This is a genomic window from Burkholderia sp. MR1-5-21, from assembly GCF_053427715.1.
The window spans coordinates 375,656-397,059 of record NZ_JBSAXD010000003.1 but is presented as its reverse complement, the minus strand read 5'-3'; the positions used below and the strand labels follow the sequence as shown (position 1 = coordinate 397,059).

The window sequence follows — 21,404 nt, the reverse complement described above, 5'->3', positions numbered from 1 at the left end:
TCACGCCATCCGTTTCAGTTTGGGATCGAGCGCATCGCGCAGCCCGTCGCCGAGCAGGTTGATCGCGAGCACCGAGATCAGGATCGACAGGCCCGGCATCGTCACGATCCACCATGCGTTGTCGATGTAGTCGCGCGCCGACGCGAGCATCGCGCCCCACTCGGCGGTCGGCGGCTGCACGCCGAGGCCGAGGAAGCCGAGCGCGGCCGCGTCGAGAATCGCCGACGAGAAGCCGAGCGTCGCCTGCACGATCAGCGGCGCCGTGCAGTTCGGCAGCACCTGCGAGAACATCAGGCGCAGCGTGCCGGCGCCCGCGACGCGCGACGCCGTCACGTACTCCTTCTGCAGCTCGCCGAGCGCGGACGCACGCGTGAGGCGCACGTAGGCCGGCAGCGCGACGATCGCGATCGCGAACATCGTGTTGGTGAGGCCCGGGCCGATGATCGCGACGACGGCGACCGCGAGCAGCAGCGACGGCAGCGCGAGCAGCACGTCCATCACGCGCATCACCGGCGTGTCGGCCCATTTCTGGAAGAACGCGGCGACGAGGCCGAGGACGATGCCCGGGATCAGCGCGAGCACGACCGACACGAAGCCGATCCAGAACGACATCCGCGCGCCGTACATCAGTCGCGAAAGAATGTCGCGGCCCGCTTCGTCGGTGCCGAGGATGAACTTCCAGTTGCCGCCGTCGAGCCATGCGGGCGGGATCTTCACGTAGTCGCGGTATTGCTCGATCGGGCTGTGCGGCGCGAGCAGCGGCGCGAACACGGCGACGACGATCAGCACGAGCACGACGATGCCCGCGCCGACCGCGCCGCGGTTGCGCGAGAAGTTGCTCCAGAATTCGCGCAGCGCGAGCGCGCGTCCGCTTACCGGCGCGGTTTCGCGCGGCAGGGTGTTTTGAACGTTGCTCATGGTTACCTCGTGTGGCGGATGCGCGGGTTCAGCACGCCGTACATCAGGTCGACGACCAGGTTCACGACGATCACGAGCGTCGCGATCAGCAGGATGCCGCCCTGGACGACCGGGTAGTCGCGACGGCTGATCGCATCGATCAGCCACTTGCCGACGCCAGGCCACGAAAACAGCGTCTCGGTCAGCACCGCGCCGGCGAGCAGCGTGCCGACCTGCAGGCCGATCACGGTGACGACCGGGATCAGCGCGTTGCGCAGCGCATGCACGACGACGACGCGCACCGGCGACAGTCCCTTCGCGCGCGCGGTGCGGATGTAGTCCTCGCGCAGCACTTCGAGCATCGACGAGCGGGTCATCCGCGCGATCACCGCGAGCGGGATCGTGCCGAGCACGATCGCGGGCAGGATCAGGTGGCTGACCGCCGACCTGAACGAGCCTTCGTCGGGCGCGAGCAGCGCGTCGATCAGCATGAAGCCCGTCGGGTGCGGGAAGTCGTATTCGACCGCGATGCGCCCCGACACGGGCGTCCAGCCGAGGGTCGACGAGAACACCATGATGAGGATCAGGCCCCACCAGAAGATCGGCATCGAGTAGCCGGTGAGCGCGGTGCCCATCACGCCGTGGTCGACGATCGAGCCGCGCCGCAGCGCCGCGACGACGCCGGCCGGCAAGCCGACGGCGAGCGCGAAGACGAGCGCGCACAGCGACAGTTCGACGGTCGCCGGGAAGCGCGCGAAGAATTCGCCCGCGACGCTCGTGTTGGTCACGATCGACGTGCCGAGGTCGCCATGAAGCGCGCGGCCGATGTAGTGGAAATATTGCACGGGCAGCGGCTGGTCGAGCCCGAGGCGTTTCATCGCCTCAGCGTGCATGACGGGATCGACGCCGCGCTCGCCCATCATCACTTCGATGGGGTCGCCCGGTATCAGGTGAATCAGCGCGAATGCGAGGATGGTGATGCCGATAAAGGTCGGGATCACCATGCCCACGCGGCGCAACACGAATCGGAGCATGATGCGTCTCGTATTTTCTCGTGGGAAATATGCGACCGGCGACGCGGAGCTCGTGGCCCCGCGCCGCCGGATGGGTTCAGGCTGGTCATGTGGGGTCTGTCCAGACCCTGACAGCTTACGCCTGCCGTGTTACTTCACGCCAACTCCGTCGAAGCGCGCATAGCCGAGCGGCTCGATGCGCATGTCGACGACGTTCTTCCGCACCGGCTGGTAGACCGTCGAGTTCGCGATCGGCGAGAACGGCAGCTGCTGCGCGAAGATCTGCTGCGCCTGCAGGTAGACCTTCGTGCGCGCGTCCTGGCCCGTCGTCGTGCGGCCCTTCTGGACCAGCTCGTCGAACGGCTTGTAGCACCACTTCGAGAAGTTGTTGCCCTTCACCGCGTCGCAGCCGAGCAGCGTGCCGAGCCAGTTGTCGGGGTCGCCGTTGTCGCCCGTCCAGCCGATCAGCATCGAGTCCTGCTCGCCGGCGTGCGCGCGCTTCATGTACTCGCCCCACTCGTACGTGACGATCTTCGCCTTCACGCCGATCTTCGCCCAGTCGGCCTGGATCATCTCGGCCATCAGGCGTGCGTTCGGGTTGTACGCACGCTGCACGGGCATCGCCCACAGCGTGATCTCGAAGCCGTTCGCGAGGCCCGCCTTCGCGAGCAGCGCCTTCGCCTTGGCCGTGTCGTAGGCCGGCATCTTCAGGTTCTTGTCGTACGACCATTGCGACGGCGGCATCGGTGCGGACGCGGCCTGGCCGGCGCCCTGGTACACGGACTCGAGGATCGCCTTCTTGTTGATCGCCATGTCGAGCGCCTGACGCACCTCGAGCTTCTCGAGCGGCTTGTGCTCGACGTTGTACGCGAGGTAGCCGAGGTTGAAGCCCGGCTGCGACGGCATCGCGATGTCGGCTTCCGCCTTGAGCGTCGCGATGTCCGCCGGACGCGGATAGCTCATCACCTGGCACTCGTTGCGCTTGATCTTCTGCACGCGCACGCCAGGGTCGGGCGTGATCGAGAAGATCAGCTTCGAGATCTTCACTTCGCCCTTCTTCCAGTAGTCAGGATTCCCGTCGAAACGGATCGTCGCGTCCTTCGTGTAGCTGCGGAAGATGAACGGACCCGTGCCGATCGGCTTCTGGTTGATGTCGGCGGCCTTGCCGGCCTTCATCAGCTGGTCCGCGTATTCGCCCGACAGGATCGACGCGTATTCCATCGCCATGTTCTGGATGAACGGCGCGTTCGGCTCCGACAGCGTGAATTTCACGGTGTACGGATCGACCTTCTCGACCTTCGTGATCAGCTTGTCGAGGCCCATGTCGGTGAAGTACGGGAACGACACCGGGTAGGCCTTGCGGAACGGCTGGTTCGGATCCAGCATGCGCTGGAACGTGAACACGACGTCGTCCGCGTTGAATTCGCGCGTCGGCTTGAAGAAGTCGGTCGTGTGGAACTTGACGCCGTGGCGCAGGTGGAACGTGTAGACCTTGCCGTCGGGCGAGACGTCCCACGATTCGGCGAGCCCCGGCTCGACCTTCGTGCCGCCGCGCTCGAATTCGACGAGACGGTTATAGACAGTGAACGTGGCGGCGGTGAAATCGACGCCAGTCGTGTATTGCGCGGAATCGAAACCCGCCGGGCTGCCTTCTGAGCAGTAGACGAGCGTTTTGTTCGGGACCTGTGCGAATGCAGATCCCGCGATGCCGAACGATGCCGCTGCCACGCCTGCCATGGCGGTAACACGCAGGGTGTGCAACAGACGGTTGTATTCCATGTTTCCTCCAGTCTCCAGATCGGAACCGGTCCCCGCTGGGGCCCGGCGTACGCGGATATTACTTGAGCCGGTGATTCTGCAACAAGCTGGAGAAAAAACTCTTCTAGACGCGCAGGCGCGGGTTTTTGCGGATGTTTTTCGCGCGCAAAAAGTGCCGTGGCACGCAGCGGCGACGGTTCCGCCGATCCGGCGAATGTTTCGGACGGCAACTAAACGGTTACTCCGCTGCGGCGAACGGACGCGCGCGTCAGCCACATCAGCCGCTTCAGCCGCGCGCGTCGAGGTCCGCGCTGCGCGCCGGCACGAACGCGACCGCGACGATCGACATCGCGAGCCCCGCCATCACGTAGTACGTCGGCGCGAGCGGCGAGCCGGTCTCCTTGATCAGCCACGTGACGATGAACTGCCCGAAACCGCCGAACAGCATCACCGCGACGTTGTATGCGATCGACAGTCCGGTCGAGCGCACGTTGGCCGGAAACAGTTCGGCGATCATCGCGCCGAACGGCCCGTAGTAGCCCGCGAGCGTCACCGACAGCACGGCCTGCACGGTGATCAGGCGCGCGATGCTCGGCGCCGCGTCGAGCCACGCGAACAGCGGATACATCAGCGCGAGCGTCAGCACGAGCGACCACAGCGACAGCCCCTTGCGGCCGATGCGGTCCGACCACGCGCCCGTGACCGGCGACAGCACGGTGAGCAGCAGGTTGCCGACAATCACCGCGTAGAACGACTGCGCGTATGGCAGCTTCAGCTGCTTCACCGCGAAGGTCGGCAGGTAGCCGAGCAGCACATAGATCGTCACCGTGAGCGCGATCACCGAGCCGAGCCCGCACAGCACCTCGCGCGAATGGCGCGTGAACACCTCGCCGAGCGTCGCGCGGCGCGCGCTCTGCTGCGCATGCAGGAATGCTTCGGAATCGGCGAGATGGCGGCGGATGTAGAAACCGATCGGGCCGATCACCAGCCCGATGATGAACGGCACGCGCCAACCCCACGCGCGCAGCGCTTCCGGCGTGAGGCCGCGCGTGACGGCCGCGCCGACGAGCGCGCCGATCAGCAGCGCCGCGGCCTGGCTCGCCATCTGCCAGCTGCCGTAGAAGCCGCGCTTCGAGAACGGCGCGGCTTCGATCAGCAACGCGGTCGCGCTGCCGAATTCGCCGCCCGCGGAGAAGCCCTGCAGCAGCCGGCCGAACACGATCATCAGTGGGCCGCCGATGCCGATCGCCGCATACGGCGGCGCGGCCGCGAGCAGGAAGATGCCGGCCGTCATCAGCAGGATCACGAGCGACAGCGCGGCCTTGCGGCCCGCGCGATCCGCGTACAGCCCGAGCACGATGCCGCCGATCGGCCGCATGAAGAACGCGACGCCGAACGTCGCGGTGGTGAGCAGCAGCGACGCGTATTCGCTCCCCGTCGGGAAGAACAGCTCGGCGATCACGACGACCATGAAGCTGAAGACCGTGAAGTCGTACCATTCGAGCGCGTTGCCGATGACCGCCGCCACCACGGCGCGCCGGTTCAGCGCGCGATCCGGCCTGACCGTCTTCGTTGAACCCGCAATCGTCGCCATGCGTGTCTCGTCCTCGTGAAGTCGCCGTATCGGTGTGCGCGGCGGGGCTGCAACCGTGCGCCCGGTTTGGAGCGAGTGTAGAAAGGTGCGGAACCGTTTTCAAGCATTAAAAAACGCCCGCCATTGTCCGATGGCGGGCGTTGCTCGATTTTCGCGGAATTGCGGCACCGCACGATGCCGCGCGGGCGTCACGCCTTCTTCGTGAATGCGCTGCACCAGCCCTTCGCCGATACCTGCTTGCCGGGGAACGCGCCGCACGGGCCCGATGCCGAGCCTGCCTTGCCCTGGTACAGCATGCAGGCGGCGCAATCCTGGCCCGCTGCATACTTCGCATACTTCGCCTTGTCGACCTTCGTCGCGTCCGCCTTGTAGCCGAGCGCCTGCGCAGTCGGGTCGGTCTCGGACAGCATCGGCAGATCGGCGGCGAGCGCTTCGCGCGACAGCGCCATTGCGGATACGACGCCGACGCTCGTGATCAGGAAACTCCGACGGGATGTTTTCATAGGGACTCGCTCCAGTGTTATAGGTCTGAAAGCTGCTCTAGCGACAGCCGACTGACAGCATAACGCTCATGCACGCAAATGTGCGCCCCGAAATCCCGGAGATAAGGGATTTCGCACGGCTGCCGCCATCGTCCGTCAACCGCGCCGCCATCTCCGCTCCATAACCGCCAACGTTCACCCGGCCGACGCGCTCCACGGGCGCGAACCCGGGTTGCGCCGGCGCTTGTCGCGCCCCCAATGCCGGCGATAACGCATGTCACATGACCGGTTCACACGGCTGCCACACTGCGGTCACCCGCGCGCCGTTACCCGAGTGCCGTCACCCGTACGCCGTCATCTCGCCGACGCGCTGCGCGAGCGCGAGCGCCGCGGTGAGCCCCGGCGACTCGATGCCGAACAGGTTCACGAGCCCGCGCACGCCATGCTGCGCCGCCCCCTGCACGATGAAATCGGCGGGCGGCTCGCCGGGCCCCGCGATCTTCGGACGGATGCCCGCATACGCCGGCTGCAGCGCATCGTCCGGCATGGCCGGCCAGTACGCGCGGATCGACGTGCAGAACGCGTCCGCGCGGGCGGGATCGACGTCGTAGCGCAGTGCGTCGACCCATTCGACGTCCGGGCCGAAGCGCGCCTGCCCGGCGAGGTCCAGCGTCAGGTGGATACCGAGGCCGGCCCGGTCGGGCATCGGGTAGATCAGGTGCGAGAACGGCGAGCGGCCGGACAGGCTGAAATAATGGCCGCGCGCGAGATAGAGCGGCGGCACCCAGCGCGGATCGAGGCCGCGCGTGCGACGTGCGAGCGCCTGCGCGCCGAGGCCCGCGCTGTTGATCACGCAGCCCGCCTCGAACTCGGTCGGCGCTTCGCCGCCCGTGCGCACGACGAAGCGCGCGCCGCGCAGCACGTCGATCGATTCGACCGGCGATTTCAGTGCGCAGACGGCGCCGTTGCGCTCCGCGTCGCCGAGCAGCGCGAGCATCAGCTGATGGCTGTCGACGATCCCCGTGCTCGGCGAGAACAGCGCCTCGACGCACTCGAGCTCGGGCTCGAGCGTCTGCGCCTCGCCGCGCGTGAGCGGCATCAGGTCGAGCACGCCGTTTTCCTCGGCGCGCGCGGCGATCGCCTTCAACTGTTTCACCTGCGCCGCCGACGTCGCGACGAGCAGCTTGCCGATGCGCCGATGCGGCACATGATGCGTCTCGCAGAATTCGTACAGCATGTCGCGGCCGTGCACGCACGACGTCGCCTTCAGCGAGCCGCGCGGATAGTAGAGCCCCGCGTGGATCACCTCGCTGTTGCGCGAGCTCGTGCCGGTGCCGATCGCGTCGGCCGCCTCGAGCACGAGCGTCTCGCGGCCGCGTGCGGCGAGTTCGCGGGCGATCGCGAGGCCGACGACACCCGCGCCGATCACCACACAATCCATCTGCTCCATGGCTTTTCGCGTCGTTAGCGCGTCGAGGGAGAGAAGACGATTGTACGTCCCGGTTCGCCCGCATGCCGGACACATGTGTAGCCGGATGTTTCACACGGGTCCCGCCTCAGCGCCACACGACTCTCCCTCGTATCCCGCAGTGTCAGAACCCGATCGGCCGGCGCTTCGTCGACCCTTCGTCCGCCCGGATGTCGCGCGGCTCGATCGCATCGCGCCCGTCGAGGCGCGCGGCGCCGAACGCGTGCAGCAGCGCACGCCGCATCGTGCGCGGCGGCGTCGCGGCGAGCACGTCGAGCGCGTCGTCGCCGAGCGTGTCCGGAAAGCGCCGGCCCCACGCGTGCGACGTGCGGATCTCGTCGTAGATCGTCTGCGCAATGCGGCGCGCGCCGGCCGCGTCGGGCGGCGCGATCTCGTAGACGTTCATCCGGTTCAGCAGCGGCTCCGGAATCGCCTGCGCGTCGTTCGCGGTCGCGACCCAGATCACGTTGCCCGCATCGATCGGCACCTCGGCGAATTCGTCGACGAACGCGCGCGCGGTGTCGTGCTCGAGCAGCGCATACAGCGCGCCGAGCGGATCGTATTGCGCGTCGCTGCCGGCCTTGTCGATCTCGTCGACCGTGATCACCGGGTTCGCATAGCTGCCGTTCACGAGCGCGTCGAACACCTTGCCGGGCTTCGCGTTCTTCCACTGCGACGACGCGCCCGACAGGATCCAGCCCGCGGTCAGCGAGCTCATCGGCACGTAGTGATACGACGTGCCCAGCAACTGCGCGAGCGCCTTCGCGAAATGCGTCTTGCCGATGCCCGGCGGCCCGAGCAGCAGGATCGGCATCAGCTCGAGCCGGTCGTCGGTCTCGAGGCACAGCGCGACCTGCTTGCGCACGTCGTCGAGCGGCTCGGTGAAATTCGGCAGCGCCGCGCCGAGCGCGTCGAACGACGGCATCCGGTTCGGCTTCACGCAAAAGCGCAGATTGCCGGCCTTGAGCATCCTCTCGTAAGTGGCGCGCAGTGCGTCGCTCGCGCCTTCGTTCAGGTCGCTCAGCGCGGTCTCGACCTGTTCGAGGTCGTACACCGTGCTGAAGGACGCCACCGCCAGTTCCTGCTTCACCATCGCCGTCGTCATACCAACCTCGCTACCGCTTGCGTGCCGCACCATCAGACCCTTTCGATTTCAGTGTAGCGGGACGCCACTCGAGTGCAAGCAAGCAGCCGCACGCGTGTGCTGCTGACAGTGCACGCTCGCTGCAGGCTCGCACGGTCGCGCGTATCGAGAAGGCGCGCATGCGCGCGCAGCACGCGCGCCATTTCCGCTTCTTCGATGCGCCCGTCGCGCTGTTCTTCACGCTCAGGCGGACCCGGACGCGATCGAGAACCGCCTCGTCACCGAGCGTGCGAGCGTCGCGGAGTTCGCGCGTTTTTTTGCTTGAAAACGCGCGACCCGCACTTACCTTTCTAGCAGGACCGCGTCGCGCAGCGAACCTGTCGTGCCGCATCCGGTCACATCGATGACGATGTGGATCGACGCCAAGCGGGCGTAAGATGTGCGTCCGTTCCCCCGCTACCCGCGATTCCGGAGAGGCTTCATGCTGAAACACGGCCTGGCCGTCATGCTGGCGAGCGTCATGCTTGCCGCCCATGCGCAGAGCCCCGCGCCGGCTGTCGTCGCATGGGAAATCCAGGTGGTGCGCGACGGTCAGACGATCGACACGTTCCAGCAGAACACCACCGTGGGTCAGACCCGCACCGACACCCATCGCTACCCGTCCGACGTCTCCGTCGGCTGCGGCGACAAGGCGCGCGTCGTGCCGACCGAGCGCTCGCGCGCGGTGACCGTCGCGCCCCTCGCCGTCGACGCGAATGCGATCTCGCTCGCGCTCGACGTGCAGGAAACGCTCGACGATCCGAACGCGAAGCCGAGCGATCCGTGCGTGCCCGCATCGCCGCGACAGGTCGTCGCGAGCCATCCGGGGCTGTCGGTCGGCAGCGAAGCATGGACCGACTGGACGCTCATCGACCAGCATCCGCACCTCGTCTACCGGGTGCGCGCGCACGTCGCGAAGGACTGACCGACATGCAAGCGTCAGACGCCCTGTCACTCCCGTTCGCCGAGCCGCATGCCGCGCCCGACGAACTCACAGCGGTGAGCTGGAACCTGCACAAGGGCCGCTCGCCGCTCGGCTTCACCGCATGGAACGCGATGCGCAACTGGATGCAGTCGACGCACGCGGACGTGTATTTCCTGCAGGAAGCGATGGCGCGGCGGATGCCGCGGCCCGTGCTCGCGCCCGGCTTCGGCGCGCAGATGGACGACGCGTACGACGACGTCTGGCATTGCCAGGCGACCGAGATCGCGCATGCGCTCGACTGGCAGATCGCGCTCGGCCCGAACGTGTTCAAGCCGTCGTGGCGGCACGGCAACGCGATCCTGTCGCCGCACCCGCTCGACCTCGGCGGCCGCTGGGACATCTCCGCGCACCGCTTCGAGCGGCGCGGCCTGCTCGTCGCGCGCGCGACGCTCGCCGGGTCGCGCCCCGTCACGCTGCTGTGCGCGCACCTCGCGCTCACGCGCGCGGCGCGGCTGCGCCAGATGCACTGGATCGCGCACTGGATCGTGCGCAACGCGAAGGACGGCCCGCTCGTGCTGGCCGGCGACTTCAACGACTGGCGCAACGACTCCGTCGCGCTGTTCGCCGAGATCGGCCTGTCCGAGGTCGCGACGCTGCTCGGCGAATCGGGGCGCACGTTCCCCGCGTTCTCGCCGGCGCTCGCGCTCGACAAGATGTTCGTGCGCGGGATGACGCCGCTCGAATGGAGCGCGCCGTCCGGCGAGACCGCATGGCTGTCGGATCACCTGCCGTACATCGCGCGCCTGCGTCTCGATCCGCAATGACGGCGGGCAGCGGCGCGGCCGATCGCTGAAAGCCATTCGAAAGAGAATGTTGCGCCAAATCCGCGCATCTGCCGGGGTCAAGGGCGCGATTGGCGCAGGCAAGGTAAAATAGCGAGTTCCTCAATCGTCTGTCATCGAGAAGGCGCGTGTTCGGCGCGCCGGCCGGCCGATCCCCGGATCGGGCCGACGCCCTCGTTTTTCGCCCGTTCGTGGGCCCGTTACACGCGTCGCTATGCGCGTCCGTTTTCAAAGCCATGAGCAAATACGACACCGCCACCGTCCAATCCGTCCACCACTGGACCGATACGCTTTTCAGCTTCACCTGCACCCGTGAGCCGAGCCTGCGCTTCAACAACGGCGAATTCACGATGGTCGGCCTCGAGGTCGACGGCAAGCCGCTCGCGCGCGCATACAGCATCGTCAGCCCGAATTACGAAGAGCATCTCGAGTTCTTCAGCATCAAGGTGCAGAACGGCCCGCTGACGTCGCGCCTGCAGCACCTGAAGGTCGGCGATACCGTGCTGATCGGCAAGAAGCCGACCGGCACGCTCGTCGCCGACAACCTGCTGCCCGGCAAGACGCTGTGGATGCTGTCGACGGGCACGGGCCTCGCGCCGTTCATGTCGATCATCCGCGATCCGGACATCTACGAACGCTTCGACAAGGTCATCCTGACGCACACGTGCCGCCTGAAGGGCGAGCTCGCGTACATGGACTACATCAAGCACGACCTGCCGGGCCACGAATACCTCGGTGACATCATCAAGGAAAAGCTCGTGTACTACCCGACGGTCACGCGCGAGGAGTTCGAGAACGAAGGCCGGATCACCGACCTGATCGCGACGGGCAAGCTGTTCAGCGATCTCGACGTCCCGCCGTTCTCGCCGGAACACGACCGCGTGATGCTGTGCGGCAGCACCGCGATGCTGAAGGACACGACCGACCTGCTGAAGCAGGCCGGCCTCGTCGAAGGCAAGAACAGCGCACCGGGCCACTACGTGATCGAGCGCGCGTTCGTCGACTGATCAGTCCCCAGAAGTTGCGCAGCGTCAAAAGCCGGAGCGAAAGCTCCGGTTTTTTTTTGTGCGGGCTTGGCGAGTTCGTAACAATCTACGATTCTGTCATCTCAATTCGTTACATTTCGATACGTCGCTTCCGGCGGCTCCCGTGTAGGTGTTTTTCCTACAACGGATTCAATCCGATTATTCACATTTACCCTTAAATGTCCGCCCGACATGACCTTTTGCGATTTTTTGAGATATGATTCGCGGCGCGCGGCTGCATTTCGGGAGCGCGTGAAGGGTCGGAATCAGTTGTTACAAGATGTAAATTTTGTTACCTCGGCACATCGCGATTCTCTTGCGGCAACCCTCGCCGGAGCGGTATCCGGCATGCGCCGCCGATCGGTGTCTGAATCGCTTTCTGACAGCAGGGAGAGTCATGGATACGTCGCTTAGCGCGCCCGCGTGCGCCCACGCCCCGTTCCCGTCGCAGCCGCGCACGCCGGCCGCCACCGCGCCCCTTGTCACGACCACCGCGAGCCGCGACGCGCTCGCCAAGCGCATCGCCACGCTGTCCGCCGAGCTGTTCGCCGCCGACGAAGCGGCACGCCGCCATCTGGCCAGCGAACTGCACGACGGCCTCGGCGCCGAACTCACCGCCGCGCGCTTCGCGCTCGCGAATATCGAAACCTGGCTGCCGGCCGACGCGCCCGAAGGCTGCCGGCGCGCACTCGACCTCGCGCAGCGCGCGCTCGACACCGCGACGGACGCGAACCGGCGCCTGATCGCCGAACGCGACACGCCGGCGCTCGACGGCGGTCTCGTGCACGCGCTGTCGGCGTGGATCGACAGCTATGCGGAACGCACGGGCCTGTACACGAGCTTCGTCTGCGCGGCCGACGCACGGCTGCCGCAGCTCGCGGGCCCGGGCGCGCTCGCGATCTTCCGCGTCGCGCAGGAAGCGCTGTCGAACGTCGCGAAGCACGCGCGTGCGTCATCGGCCGACGTGCGGATCGAAGCCGACGCGATGCATCTGTCCCTGATCGTCACGGACAACGGCACCGGTTTGTCGCGCACCCGCCATCACGGCTACGGGCTCGCCGGCATGCGCACCCGCTGCGAGGCGTTCAACGGCAGCTTCGAGCTGTCCGCGCCGGCGGCCGGCAGCGGCACCCGGATCGCCGCGCGCTTCGCGTGGGACGCGCTGTTCGCGGCGCCCGCGGCCGCGCGCCGCGCGTCGCTTTCGTGAGGGCGCCATGAGTCTCGACATCCTGCTCGTCGACGATCACGCGATCGTCCGGCAAGGCATCCGGCACCTGCTGATCGATCGCGGGATCGCGCGCGACGTCGCCGAGGCGGAAACCGGCGGCGAAGCGATGGCCGCGGTCGACAAGCGCGAGTTCGACGTGATCCTGCTCGACATCTCGCTGCCCGACATGAACGGCATCGAGGTGCTGAAGCGCCTCAAGCGCAGGCTGCCGCGCACGCCGGTGCTGATGTTCTCGATGTACCGCGAGGATCAGTACGCAGTGCGCGCGCTGAAGGCCGGCGCGGCCGGCTACCTGTCGAAGACGGTCAACGCCGCGCAGATGATCTCCGCGATCCAGCAGGTCGCCGCGGGCCGCAAGTACGTGAGCCCGGCGATGGCCGAGGCGCTCGCCGAATACGTGTCGTTCGAGAACGAACCGATGCCGCACGAGAAGCTGTCGGACCGCGAATACCAGACGCTGTGCATGCTCGCGTCCGGCAAGCGGCTCACCGACATCGCGCTCACGCTGTCGCTGTCGGTGAAGACGGTGAGCGTCTACCGCTCGCGGCTGCTCGAGAAGATGCGGCTGTCGAACAACGCGGAGCTGACCTTCTACGTGATGAGCAACCGGCTCGTCGACATGGCGTCCGCAGTCGGCGCTTAGAAGGGCCTGTTCACGCTGACAACAGGCTTGCACCAGCCACCAGAAGGAAATCTTTGGGTTGCGGGAACGTATCTTGCCGACCGCATTGCGGCGTCGTGCGTCGCGCGCGTCCCGGCGGCGCGCCAAGCACTTGTTTTATCGGACAATTTGCTGCATGGCCGTTGCGTCGCAGCGGGTCATTCGCGTCAAATCGGCTAAAATTGCTGGTTTTTCACTCACTCACCGCCCCCGCGCGAGCGCGCGTGCCGGCCATCCATCCGCAATGTCTCTCTTCCGCAAGAAAAACGTCGATCACATGATCGCCGGCGCACACGCCGCCGGGCTCAAGAAAGCGCTCGGCGCGATCGACCTCACGTTCCTCGGCATCGGCGCCATCATCGGCACCGGCATCTTCGTGCTGACCGGCACCGGCGCGGTCCAGGCCGGCCCGGCGCTGATGCTGTCGTTCGTGATCGCCGCGATCGCGTGCGGCCTCGCGGCGCTGTCGTACGCCGAATTCGCATCGACGATTCCGGTCGCCGGCTCGATCTACACATATTCGTACGCAACGCTCGGCGAACTCGTCGCGTGGATCATCGGCTGGGACCTGATGCTCGAATACGGGCTCGCCGCGTCCGCCGTGTCGGTCGGCTGGTCCGGCTACCTGCAGTCGCTGCTGCAGGGCTTCGGCCTCACGCTGCCGACCGTGCTGACGGCCGCACCGGGCGCGGTGCCCGGCGTCGTCACGTGGTTCAACCTGCCGGCCTTCCTCGTGATGGTCGTGATTACGACGCTGCTGTCGATCGGCATCCGCGAATCGACGCGCATCAACAACATCATGGTGTTCATCAAGGTGTCGGTGGTGCTGCTCGTGATCGCGGTCGGCGTGTTCCACGTCACGCCGGCGAACTGGAAGCCGTTCATGCCGCACGGCTGGAATGGCGTGTTCGGCGCGGCGGCCGTGATGTTCTTCGCGTTCATCGGCTTCGACGCGGTGTCGTCCGCGGCCGAGGAAGTGAAGAACCCGAAGCGCGACCTGCCGATCGGCATCATCGCGTCGCTCGCCGTCTGCGCGTTCCTGTACGTCGCGGTCGCGGCAGTCGCAACCGGCATCGTCCCGTCGGCGCAGTACGCGAGCGTCTCGCACCCGATCTCGTACGCGCTGCAGATCGCCGGCGAGAAATGGGTCGCGGGCTTCATCGACCTCGGCGCCGTGCTCGGCATGCTGACCGTGATCCTCGTGATGAGCTACGGCCAGACCCGCATCATCTTCGCGATGTCGCGCGACGGCCTGCTGCCGGCGACGCTGTCGCGCGTGCATCCGCGCTACTCGACGCCGTTCCTGACGACCTGGCTCGTCGGCCTGTTCTTCGGCCTGATCGCCGCGCTCGTGCCGCTCAACGTGCTCGCCGAGCTGATCAACATCGGCACGCTCGCCGCGTTCTCGATGGTGTCGATCGCGGTGCTCGTGCTGCGCCGCACGCACCCGGAACTGCCGCGCGCGTTCCGCTGCCCCGGCGTGCCGGTCGTACCGATCCTCGCGGTCGCGTCGTGCCTGTTCCTGATGCTGAACCTGCAGCCCGTCACGTGGATCGCATTCGTCGTGTGGCTCGTGATCGGCCTCGTGATCTACTTCGCGTATTCGCGCAGCCGCTCGAAGCTCGCGCACGGCCAGCAGGCGCACTGAACGCCACCGTGCCGCGCGCGGCACGGTGCACCCCCACGGGGCCGGATGCCGGCCCCGCGCCGCCCCCTCCTTCCTCCTTTCCCCGATTCCCCTCCTTCGCCCGATCGCGCCGCCGCATTGCTGCGAAACCCGCAACGATCCGCGCGGCGGTTTCGATTCTTTCCGGCCGATTTCCCGAATACCGGCACATTCGATGCATCGCATTGAATTAATCGACGCATCATGCAATTTCACTGAATTAAAATGAATGGCGAAAAATAATTATCCGGCCGACGTTGATCTCTTTAAGCGGCCAACCTAGTATTCAGTTCGACCACACGCACACACCCGCCTGGCCTGGCGCGGCCGGGCATGGCACCGCCCGCGTCGCGCGGCACCATGCGGCTGATTTCATTGAAATTCATTTCCAATAATTGGAATTCCCGGCATCGCCGAGAAACGAATTATTCAGCCCATTTTCATCCGACCCGATTCAAATCGGATAATCCGGCCGTTTGCATTGAATTGCCTCCATGCGGAGGCATGTTGCAGCACCTGTCCGAAGTTCAACAAGAACCTGAGAGGTCTGTCATGAGCAATACATTGGTTAACGTCACGGCGAAGGTCGAAATCAACGCCGCCAATAAGACAATCGCCGAGCTCAAGGATTATCAGAGCAGGAACTGGGCGATCGGGCTGAACGGGGATACGCTGGCGCCGGATGGTTTCCTGTCCTTCTTCACCGAACGCAACCTGCCGTTCAGCTACTACGTGCGCGCACGAGGCGTTTCGGTCGGCGAGCCGAGCGCATACCAGGCGAACATCGAGACGCTGACGCAACACATCGCCGCGATTCGCGCATCGGAGACGAACGCGGTCAACGCGACGATCCGCGAGCTCGAGGTGTACAAGTCGAAGAACTGGGCAATCGGCCTGAACGGCACGACGCTGCAGCCGGACAATTTCCTGCCGTTCTTCGGCACCCGCTCCGTGCCGTTCGAGTACTACGTGCGTAGCGGCGGCGTCGAGCTCGGCTCGCCGAGCGCGTACGACAACGACATTCGCAACCTGACGCAGTACCTGGGTTCGCTCTGACGGATCGCACCGCCGGGCGGATGCACCCGCCCGGCAACACAGCGGCGCACCTCGCCCGGACCGGCCGGGGCGGCGCGCCGACCGGCTCCGCCGCCGGTCTCGCCTTCGGATGGCGCGCCCGCCATCTCCTCCTCCCCTCTTTCCCGCGTCGCGGCATCCCTGCTCGCCCCCTCCTGCACGCTTGCGCCGGGCGGTTCATAATCCCGCCATCGAACGACGGACCGCCAGGCCCGTCCTGCAACAGGAAACCGACGATGGAAAGTGTGGATCTCGACGTGCTGAAGACGAGCGCGCGCTGGATCGAAGAAGGCCGCCGCGTGCTGCTCGTGACAGTCGTGAAGACGTGGGGCTCGTCGCCGCGTCCCGAAGGCGCGATGCTCGCGGTGCGCGACGACGGGCTCGTCGTCGGCTCGGTGTCGGGTGGCTGCATCGAGGACGACCTGATCGCCCGCGTACATGCGAGCGGGATCGCCGCCGACGCGCGCCCGGAAGCCGTCAAATACGGCGTGACGGCCGAGGAAGCGCACCGCTTCGGGTTGCCGTGCGGCGGCACGATCCAGCTCGTGCTGGAGCCGCTGACGCGCGACAGCGGCATCGCCGCGCTGTGCGCGGAGGTCGAGGCCGGACGCCTCGTCACGCGCACGATGACGCTCGCGACCGGCCGCGCGTCGCTGTCGCCCGCGCTGGCGACCGACGGCGTCGCGTTCGACGGCGAGCGCCTCGTGACGATCCACGGCCCGCGCTACCGGATGCTCGTGATCGGCGCGGGGCAGCTGTCGCGCTACCTGTGCCAGATCGCGGTCGGGCTCGACTACCAGGTAACGGTGTGCGATCCGCGCGAGGAATACACGGATGCGTGGGACGTGCCGGGCACGCGTGTCGTGCACACGATGCCCGACGACACGGTGCTCGAGATGAAGCTCGACGCGCGCTCGGCGGTGATCGCGCTCACGCACGATCCGAAGCTCGACGATCTCGCGCTGATGGAAGCGCTGAAGACGTCCGCGTTCTATGTCGGCGCGCTCGGCTCGCGGCGCAACAACGCGGCGCGACGCGAGCGGCTGCGCGAATTCGACCTGAACGAAACCGAACTGGCGCGGCTGCACGGGCCGGCCGGCATCTACATCGGCAGCCGCACGCCGCCGGAAATCGCGATCTCGATCCTCGCCGAAGTCACGGCCGCGAAGAACAACGTGTCGCTGCCGACGATCCTGCAGGTCGAAGGCGCGAAGGCCGCGCGCGAAATCGCGGCGCGCGGCGGCGAGGCCTGCGGCATCTGACGTGCGGCACTGCGCCGGCCGGCGCAGCCGGCAACGCACGTGCGCAAGCCAGTCATCAGCGTGAACAGGCCCTAGGCGAGGCCCGCCACGAGCGCCGCGGCGACCGAGCCGGCCACCAGCACGACGCCGACCGTGCGGCGCTTGTTCAGCTCGGTCCACAGCAGCATGCCCGTCAGCGACAGCAGGATCAGCGAGCCGGCGATCGTATCCATCAGCAGCACCCAGCCGAGGTTCATGCCGACGCCGCGGTGCAGGCTGTTCAGCGTCGCGAGGAACGAGTTGCTGGTGCGCTTCACCGACACGTAGCCGTTGCCGACCCAGTATTCGGCCTGCAGGTTCTGGTGCGGCCCGAACAGGCCGAACTGCCAGTGCTCGGGCTGCATCACGCGCTTGTCGCCCCACGCGACGGGCTGGGCCGGCTCCTTGCGCATGCGGCCCGGACGGCCGTCGAAGCGCAGCTCGCGCGCGAGCCACTTCGTCATCGCAGCCGGTGTCGCGGGCACGGGATCCGGCAGCGCAAGCTGCAGCTGCTCGACCTGAGGCTCGCCGGTGCGGATCGCGAGCGGCGGCGCGCGATGGTTGAGCAGCACCCCCGTCACGCCGAACAGCAGCCCGAGCACCGCGCCCCACAGCCCCACCCAGCCGTGCACCTTGCGCAGCCACTTGATGAAGGTCGCGCGGCGCGAGCGCTGCCGGCGCGCGGCCAGTTCGTCGTCGTTCAACGAACGTGCCGCCGGACGCAGCACGGTAACGCCGGCGCGCGGCGTGTCGATTGTTTCGGGCGCGTTCACGCGAAGGTTTCCATTCGTTCAAAACAACGGGCGGCACGCTCGGATCGCGTGCCGCCCGCAGGGGATGAAAATGAGAATGGATATCATTACACAAATTGCCGCCGTACTCAATCCGCACGGGGTGCATGACGGGATCGGCGCGGGCGCCGACGTCGGCCCGTTCGCCCACCAGCCAGTCCACCAGCCAGTCAGCTAACCAGCCCGCCCGAACGGTCGAACTCCTGTCGGTGCGCGGGATCCGGGGCATGCAGCCACGCGCGGCCCGGCCAGCCCGCGCTCAGCGCAGCGGCGGCAGGGGAAAGCGCGGCCCGGCGCCGGCCGCGTTGCCGGTGTCGCCGGTCCCGCCGTCGGCGCGCTCGAGCGCGTACAGCCACGCGAGCAGTTCGGCGACCGCATGATAGAGCTGCGGCGGAATCCGGTCGTCGAGATCGACCTGCATCAGCAGCGACACCATCTCCGGCGCGGTATGCACGTAGAGCCCCGCATCGCGGGCCCGGGCGACGATCATCTCGGCGACCGCGCCGTAGCCCTTCGCGATCACGCGCGGCGCGGTGTCGCCGCCCTTCGCGTCGTAGACGAGCGCGGCCGCGCGCTTGCGGGACGGCGCGCTCATTGCGGAATGCCGTCGTCAGGCCCGGCGCCGCGGGGCGCGCCGGCCGCCGCATCGCGGGCGCCGCGCGCGTACGCACTGGCGGCGGCCTGCGCGGCGAATGCGTCGAACCCGTCCGGCGCGCCGTCGACCGCGCGGATCGACAGCCCGCCGAGCTGCAGCCCCGATGCTTCGAGGCGCTGCCGGAACGCGGCTTCGTGCCGCGTCAGACGCTCGGCGCCCGCCTGGTTCGCGCGCAGCCGCGCGACGAGCTGCGCGCCGTTCAGCACGAGCTCGGCATCGACGGTGCCGAGCGACGGCAGCGTCAGCGTCAGGCGCGTGCGCCACGCGATGCCGTCGCCCGCGTCGTCACCGCGCGCCGCCTGCCCGCCCGAACCGTCGGGCTCGATCGTCCAGTCGAGCCGCGCGCCCGGCCATGCTTCGCCGATCCAGCGGAACTGGTCGGTCGCGAGCACGTCGAGCTGCTGGCGCACGAGCGGCACCGCGGCGGGATGCACGCTCGCCTGCGCCGCAGCCGGCGTGTCCGGCGCCGCGCCCGCCAGCGCGGCGCGCGCGGGCGTCCAGCGGGAATCGGCCGCGTCCTGGAGCGGGTTCGTCGCAGCGGACAGCCGCGACGCCAGCGCATTGGCGGACAGCAAGTCATGAGCCGCCGCGGCGGCCGGCGTGCCGGCCGATGACACGGGCATCGCGGGCATGGCGGGCGCAGCGGTCCGGGCCGCCGCCGAAGGCAGCGGCAAGCGCGCGGCGAGCAGCACGTCGAGCGCATCGTCGGCCGCCTCGGCCGCGCCGGCGGGCGCCGGCGCGGTCAGGCGCGCCTGCGGCTCGCGCAGCAGCGCGGCGAGCGGCCGCTGCCCGGCCAGCCATTGAGCGAGATGGGATTCGTAGAACAGACCGCTTTCGCCGACCGCCTGCGCGAGCGACGCGCGCAGCGTCGCGACGGACGCATCGCGTGCGGTCTGGGTCGCGGGAATGGCCTGATCGGGCTGCAACGCCGGCGCGCGCGGTGCGTCCTGCGGTGCGGACGCCGCCGTGCCGGCCGGCGGCGCGGGATCGGTGAGCAGGATGGACGGATCGGCGAGCAGCGGCAGCCGTCCGACGACGGCCGGCGTCGCGTCGCCGCCGAAGCGCGAGATCGCATCGAGCGCGAGCGCGACGTCGGACAGCGCCGTCTGCACGGACGCCTGCGGCGCGCTGGCGCCGGTTGCGGTCGGCACCGGCGCGGGCGACGCGCCGGCTGCCGGCGTGCCGACCTGCGCCGCCGCGCCGCCGCCGGAGGGCGGCACCACGACGTCGGCCAGCAGGCTGTCGATACGGCTTGCCAGCAACGCGGCGGCTACGGTGTCGATACCGGTCATGATCGGGGCCTGCTCACCTCTGCGACATCGATGCAAATACCTCGAACGGCGCCCGGCGCGACGCGCCGGGCGATGCCGGACAACCTCCGGGGGCGCGCCGCGCGGTCAGCTGCGCGCGCGGTACAGATCCGTCAGCACCTTCGTCGAGCGCCGCGTCTCGAACAGCGCGGACAGCCGCGCGATTTCCGGGCACGCGAGGTCGCGGATCGCCGCGTCGTCGGCGAGGATGCGGCGGATCAGGTCGAGCTTGTGGCCGAGTTCGGACTCGTCGAGCACGACGCCCGGCCCGGCGTCCTTCAACCCGTCGACGAGCTGCTGGTATTCCTGCTGCAGCGCCGACAGCGCGGCCCAGTCGGCGCTGCGCGCGGCGCGCAACATGCGGCCGGACACGGCCGCGATCGCCTCGTAGCGTGCGAGGTACTCCGCCTTGCAGTTCATCGCGACGTTTCCGAGGCCTGTTGTGCGGCCATCCGCGCGACTTCCGGTCCGATGCCGGTCCATGCTTCCTCGAGCGTCGCGAGCAGCCCGTCGACTTCGACCAGCATCGCGTCGCTCGCCTGCGCGTTCGCCTCCAGCAGACGCCTGCCGATGTAGTCGTACAGCGCATCGAGGCGCTCGGCGATCTCGACGCCCGCGTCCCGGTTCAGCGACGTCTGCAGGCCGCTCGTGACGATGCGGATCGCCTTGCCGATCGCTTCGCCCCGCTCGGACACGTTGCCCTGCTGCAGGTGCATGCGTGCGAGCGCGACGGCCTGCCGCGCGCCCTGGTACAGCATCGCGATCAGGCGATGCGGGGAGGCGCCCATCACCCCCGTCTCGACGCCGACACGCGCGTACGCACTGGCTCCAGCGTGTCCTGGGGAAAACATGCGCTTCTCCTTGTTGATGCTTTGAATACGGGGCGTCCGCCCGTGCGGTGCACGGCGCGGCCATCTCCCGGAGTTATCGGAATGGAAACGAAAAGCTTTAGACGGGGCGGGGATTTCCCGGTCGCCCGTCGCCGGACGGCCGCCCGGCCGGATGGCCGGCTGCGGGATGACCCGGCACCGGATGGACCGCCCCGGGATCGCTCTCCGCGGGATGGCCCGCCCCCGGATGGCAGGCCGCGGGATCGCCCGCCGCGGGATGGCCCGCCCCGGGATCGCCCGCCGGTCACACCGACATCTGCATGATGTCGTTGTACGCGCTCACGAGCTTGTTGCGGACCTGCAGCCCGAACTGGAAGCCGATGTTGGCCTTCTGCATGTCGACCATCACGTCGTTCAGCGAGATGTTCGACGCGCCGACCTCGAACGCCTGCGCCTCGCCGGCCGCCCGCTGCTGGTCGCCGCTGATCTTGTCGAGCGATGCCTTCATCGCGCTCGCGAACGTGCCGGCCGTCGCCGCGCCCGAGCCCGCGAGCGCCGCCGCCGGGCTCGCCGCGCCGCCCGACGCCTGCGCAGCCATCGCCTGCATCTGTTGCAACACCGAACCGATTCCGCTCACGTTCGCCGTCATGCCGTCTCCAGAGATAAAGGGCCTTTATGGGCCAAGGCGGGGGCCGTGGCCGGCTGCCCGCGCGCGCCACGCTGCGCAGGTCGCCATGCCGGATCGCAACAAAGCTTAGCAGCGCACGGTCCGGCAAAGCCCC

21 protein-coding genes and 1 pseudogene are annotated in these 21,404 nt (G+C 67.9%); 9 read left to right on the top strand and 13 right to left on the bottom strand.

What is annotated here, in order from left to right; all coding sequences use genetic code 11:
- The 7 genes from ACV229_RS06390 to ACV229_RS06360 form a co-directional block, all read right to left on the bottom strand.
- Positions 1 to 918 (bottom strand): ABC transporter permease subunit, encoded by a 918-nt coding sequence (locus ACV229_RS06390; protein ID WP_448082265.1) that lies wholly within the window; start codon positions 916 to 918, stop codon positions 1 to 3.
- Positions 919 to 920: 2 nt separating this feature from the next.
- The gene (locus tag ACV229_RS06385) at positions 921 to 1,931 is read right to left on the bottom strand and encodes an ABC transporter permease subunit (protein WP_448082264.1); all 1,011 of its coding nucleotides are present in this window, start codon (positions 1,929 to 1,931) and stop codon (positions 921 to 923) included.
- A gap of 129 nt (positions 1,932 to 2,060) precedes the next feature.
- Positions 2,061 to 3,689, bottom strand: a complete 1,629-nt coding sequence (locus ACV229_RS06380; RefSeq protein ID WP_448082263.1) for an ABC transporter substrate-binding protein — start codon at positions 3,687 to 3,689, stop codon at positions 2,061 to 2,063.
- 265 nt (positions 3,690 to 3,954) lie between these two features.
- The gene (locus ACV229_RS06375; protein WP_448082262.1) at positions 3,955 to 5,262 is read right to left on the bottom strand and encodes an MFS transporter; all 1,308 of its coding nucleotides are present in this window, start codon (positions 5,260 to 5,262) and stop codon (positions 3,955 to 3,957) included.
- 188 nt (positions 5,263 to 5,450) lie between these two features.
- Positions 5,451 to 5,765 carry a high-potential iron-sulfur protein gene (locus tag ACV229_RS06370; RefSeq protein WP_448079058.1) on the bottom strand — a complete coding sequence of 105 codons (315 nt, stop codon included), beginning with the start codon at positions 5,763 to 5,765 and terminating at the stop codon, positions 5,451 to 5,453.
- 319 nt (positions 5,766 to 6,084) lie between these two features.
- Entirely contained in the window at positions 6,085 to 7,194 is a 1,110-nt protein-coding gene (locus ACV229_RS06365) for an NAD(P)/FAD-dependent oxidoreductase (protein ID WP_448082261.1), read from the bottom strand.
- Positions 7,195 to 7,336: 142 nt separating this feature from the next.
- Positions 7,337 to 8,317 carry an AAA family ATPase gene (locus tag ACV229_RS06360; RefSeq protein ID WP_448082260.1) on the bottom strand — a complete coding sequence of 327 codons (981 nt, stop codon included), beginning with the start codon at positions 8,315 to 8,317 and terminating at the stop codon, positions 7,337 to 7,339.
- A gap of 134 nt (positions 8,318 to 8,451) precedes the next feature.
- Between ACV229_RS06360 and ACV229_RS06355 the strand changes: the two are divergent.
- From ACV229_RS06355 to ACV229_RS06315, 9 genes and pseudogenes are all read left to right on the top strand, one after another.
- Positions 8,452 to 8,621: pseudogene (locus ACV229_RS06355) on the top strand (nitroreductase); the annotation flags it as partial.
- Between the two features lie 156 nt (positions 8,622 to 8,777).
- Entirely contained in the window at positions 8,778 to 9,260 is a 483-nt protein-coding gene (locus ACV229_RS06350) for a hypothetical protein (protein WP_448082259.1), read from the top strand.
- A 5-nt stretch (positions 9,261 to 9,265) separates the two neighbouring features.
- The gene (locus tag ACV229_RS06345) at positions 9,266 to 10,084 is read left to right on the top strand and encodes an endonuclease/exonuclease/phosphatase family protein (protein WP_448082258.1); all 819 of its coding nucleotides are present in this window, start codon (positions 9,266 to 9,268) and stop codon (positions 10,082 to 10,084) included.
- A 254-nt stretch (positions 10,085 to 10,338) separates the two neighbouring features.
- Positions 10,339 to 11,109, top strand: a complete 771-nt coding sequence (locus tag ACV229_RS06340) for a ferredoxin--NADP reductase (RefSeq protein WP_448082257.1) — start codon at positions 10,339 to 10,341, stop codon at positions 11,107 to 11,109.
- A 415-nt stretch (positions 11,110 to 11,524) separates the two neighbouring features.
- The gene (gene rqpS / locus ACV229_RS06335; protein ID WP_448082256.1) at positions 11,525 to 12,334 is read left to right on the top strand and encodes a quorum system sensor histidine kinase RqpS; all 810 of its coding nucleotides are present in this window, start codon (positions 11,525 to 11,527) and stop codon (positions 12,332 to 12,334) included.
- Between the two features lie 7 nt (positions 12,335 to 12,341).
- Positions 12,342 to 12,998, top strand: coding sequence for a response regulator transcription factor RqpR (gene rqpR, locus ACV229_RS06330; protein ID WP_448082255.1), 657 nt, complete (start codon positions 12,342 to 12,344; stop codon positions 12,996 to 12,998).
- Positions 12,999 to 13,260: 262 nt separating this feature from the next.
- Positions 13,261 to 14,664: an amino acid permease gene (locus tag ACV229_RS06325; protein WP_448082254.1), complete on the top strand. Its 1,404-nt coding sequence runs from the start codon at positions 13,261 to 13,263 to the stop codon at positions 14,662 to 14,664.
- Between the two features lie 570 nt (positions 14,665 to 15,234).
- A complete protein-coding gene (locus tag ACV229_RS06320; protein ID WP_448082253.1) occupies positions 15,235 to 15,738 on the top strand; it encodes a hypothetical protein in 504 nt (167 codons plus the stop codon).
- Positions 15,739 to 15,992: 254 nt separating this feature from the next.
- Positions 15,993 to 17,018 (top strand): XdhC family protein, encoded by a 1,026-nt coding sequence (locus ACV229_RS06315; RefSeq protein WP_448082252.1) that lies wholly within the window; start codon positions 15,993 to 15,995, stop codon positions 17,016 to 17,018.
- Between the two features lie 71 nt (positions 17,019 to 17,089).
- On the opposite strand, the gene ACV229_RS06310 is transcribed toward ACV229_RS06315, so the two are convergent.
- The 6 genes from ACV229_RS06310 to fliE all read right to left on the bottom strand — a co-directional run bounded on the left by ACV229_RS06310 (position 17,090) and on the right by fliE (position 21,271).
- Positions 17,090 to 17,809, bottom strand: a complete 720-nt coding sequence (locus ACV229_RS06310) for a PepSY-associated TM helix domain-containing protein (RefSeq protein ID WP_448082251.1) — start codon at positions 17,807 to 17,809, stop codon at positions 17,090 to 17,092.
- A 277-nt stretch (positions 17,810 to 18,086) separates the two neighbouring features.
- Positions 18,087 to 18,422 carry an EscU/YscU/HrcU family type III secretion system export apparatus switch protein gene (locus ACV229_RS06305; protein ID WP_448082250.1) on the bottom strand — a complete coding sequence of 112 codons (336 nt, stop codon included), beginning with the start codon at positions 18,420 to 18,422 and terminating at the stop codon, positions 18,087 to 18,089.
- A complete protein-coding gene (gene fliK, locus ACV229_RS06300; RefSeq protein WP_448082249.1) occupies positions 18,419 to 19,774 on the bottom strand; it encodes a flagellar hook-length control protein FliK in 1,356 nt (451 codons plus the stop codon). The genes ACV229_RS06305 and fliK overlap by 4 nt, the downstream gene beginning before the upstream one ends.
- A gap of 105 nt (positions 19,775 to 19,879) precedes the next feature.
- Complete coding sequence (locus tag ACV229_RS06295; protein ID WP_448082248.1) at positions 19,880 to 20,212, bottom strand: flagellar protein FliT; 333 nt, start codon at positions 20,210 to 20,212, stop codon at positions 19,880 to 19,882.
- Positions 20,209 to 20,643, bottom strand: coding sequence for a flagellar export chaperone FliS (gene fliS, locus ACV229_RS06290; protein ID WP_448082247.1), 435 nt, complete (start codon positions 20,641 to 20,643; stop codon positions 20,209 to 20,211). The genes ACV229_RS06295 and fliS overlap by 4 nt, the downstream gene beginning before the upstream one ends.
- A gap of 283 nt (positions 20,644 to 20,926) precedes the next feature.
- Positions 20,927 to 21,271 (bottom strand): flagellar hook-basal body complex protein FliE, encoded by a 345-nt coding sequence (gene fliE / locus ACV229_RS06285; protein WP_448082246.1) that lies wholly within the window; start codon positions 21,269 to 21,271, stop codon positions 20,927 to 20,929.
- Between the last annotated feature and the right edge of the window lie 133 nt (positions 21,272 to 21,404).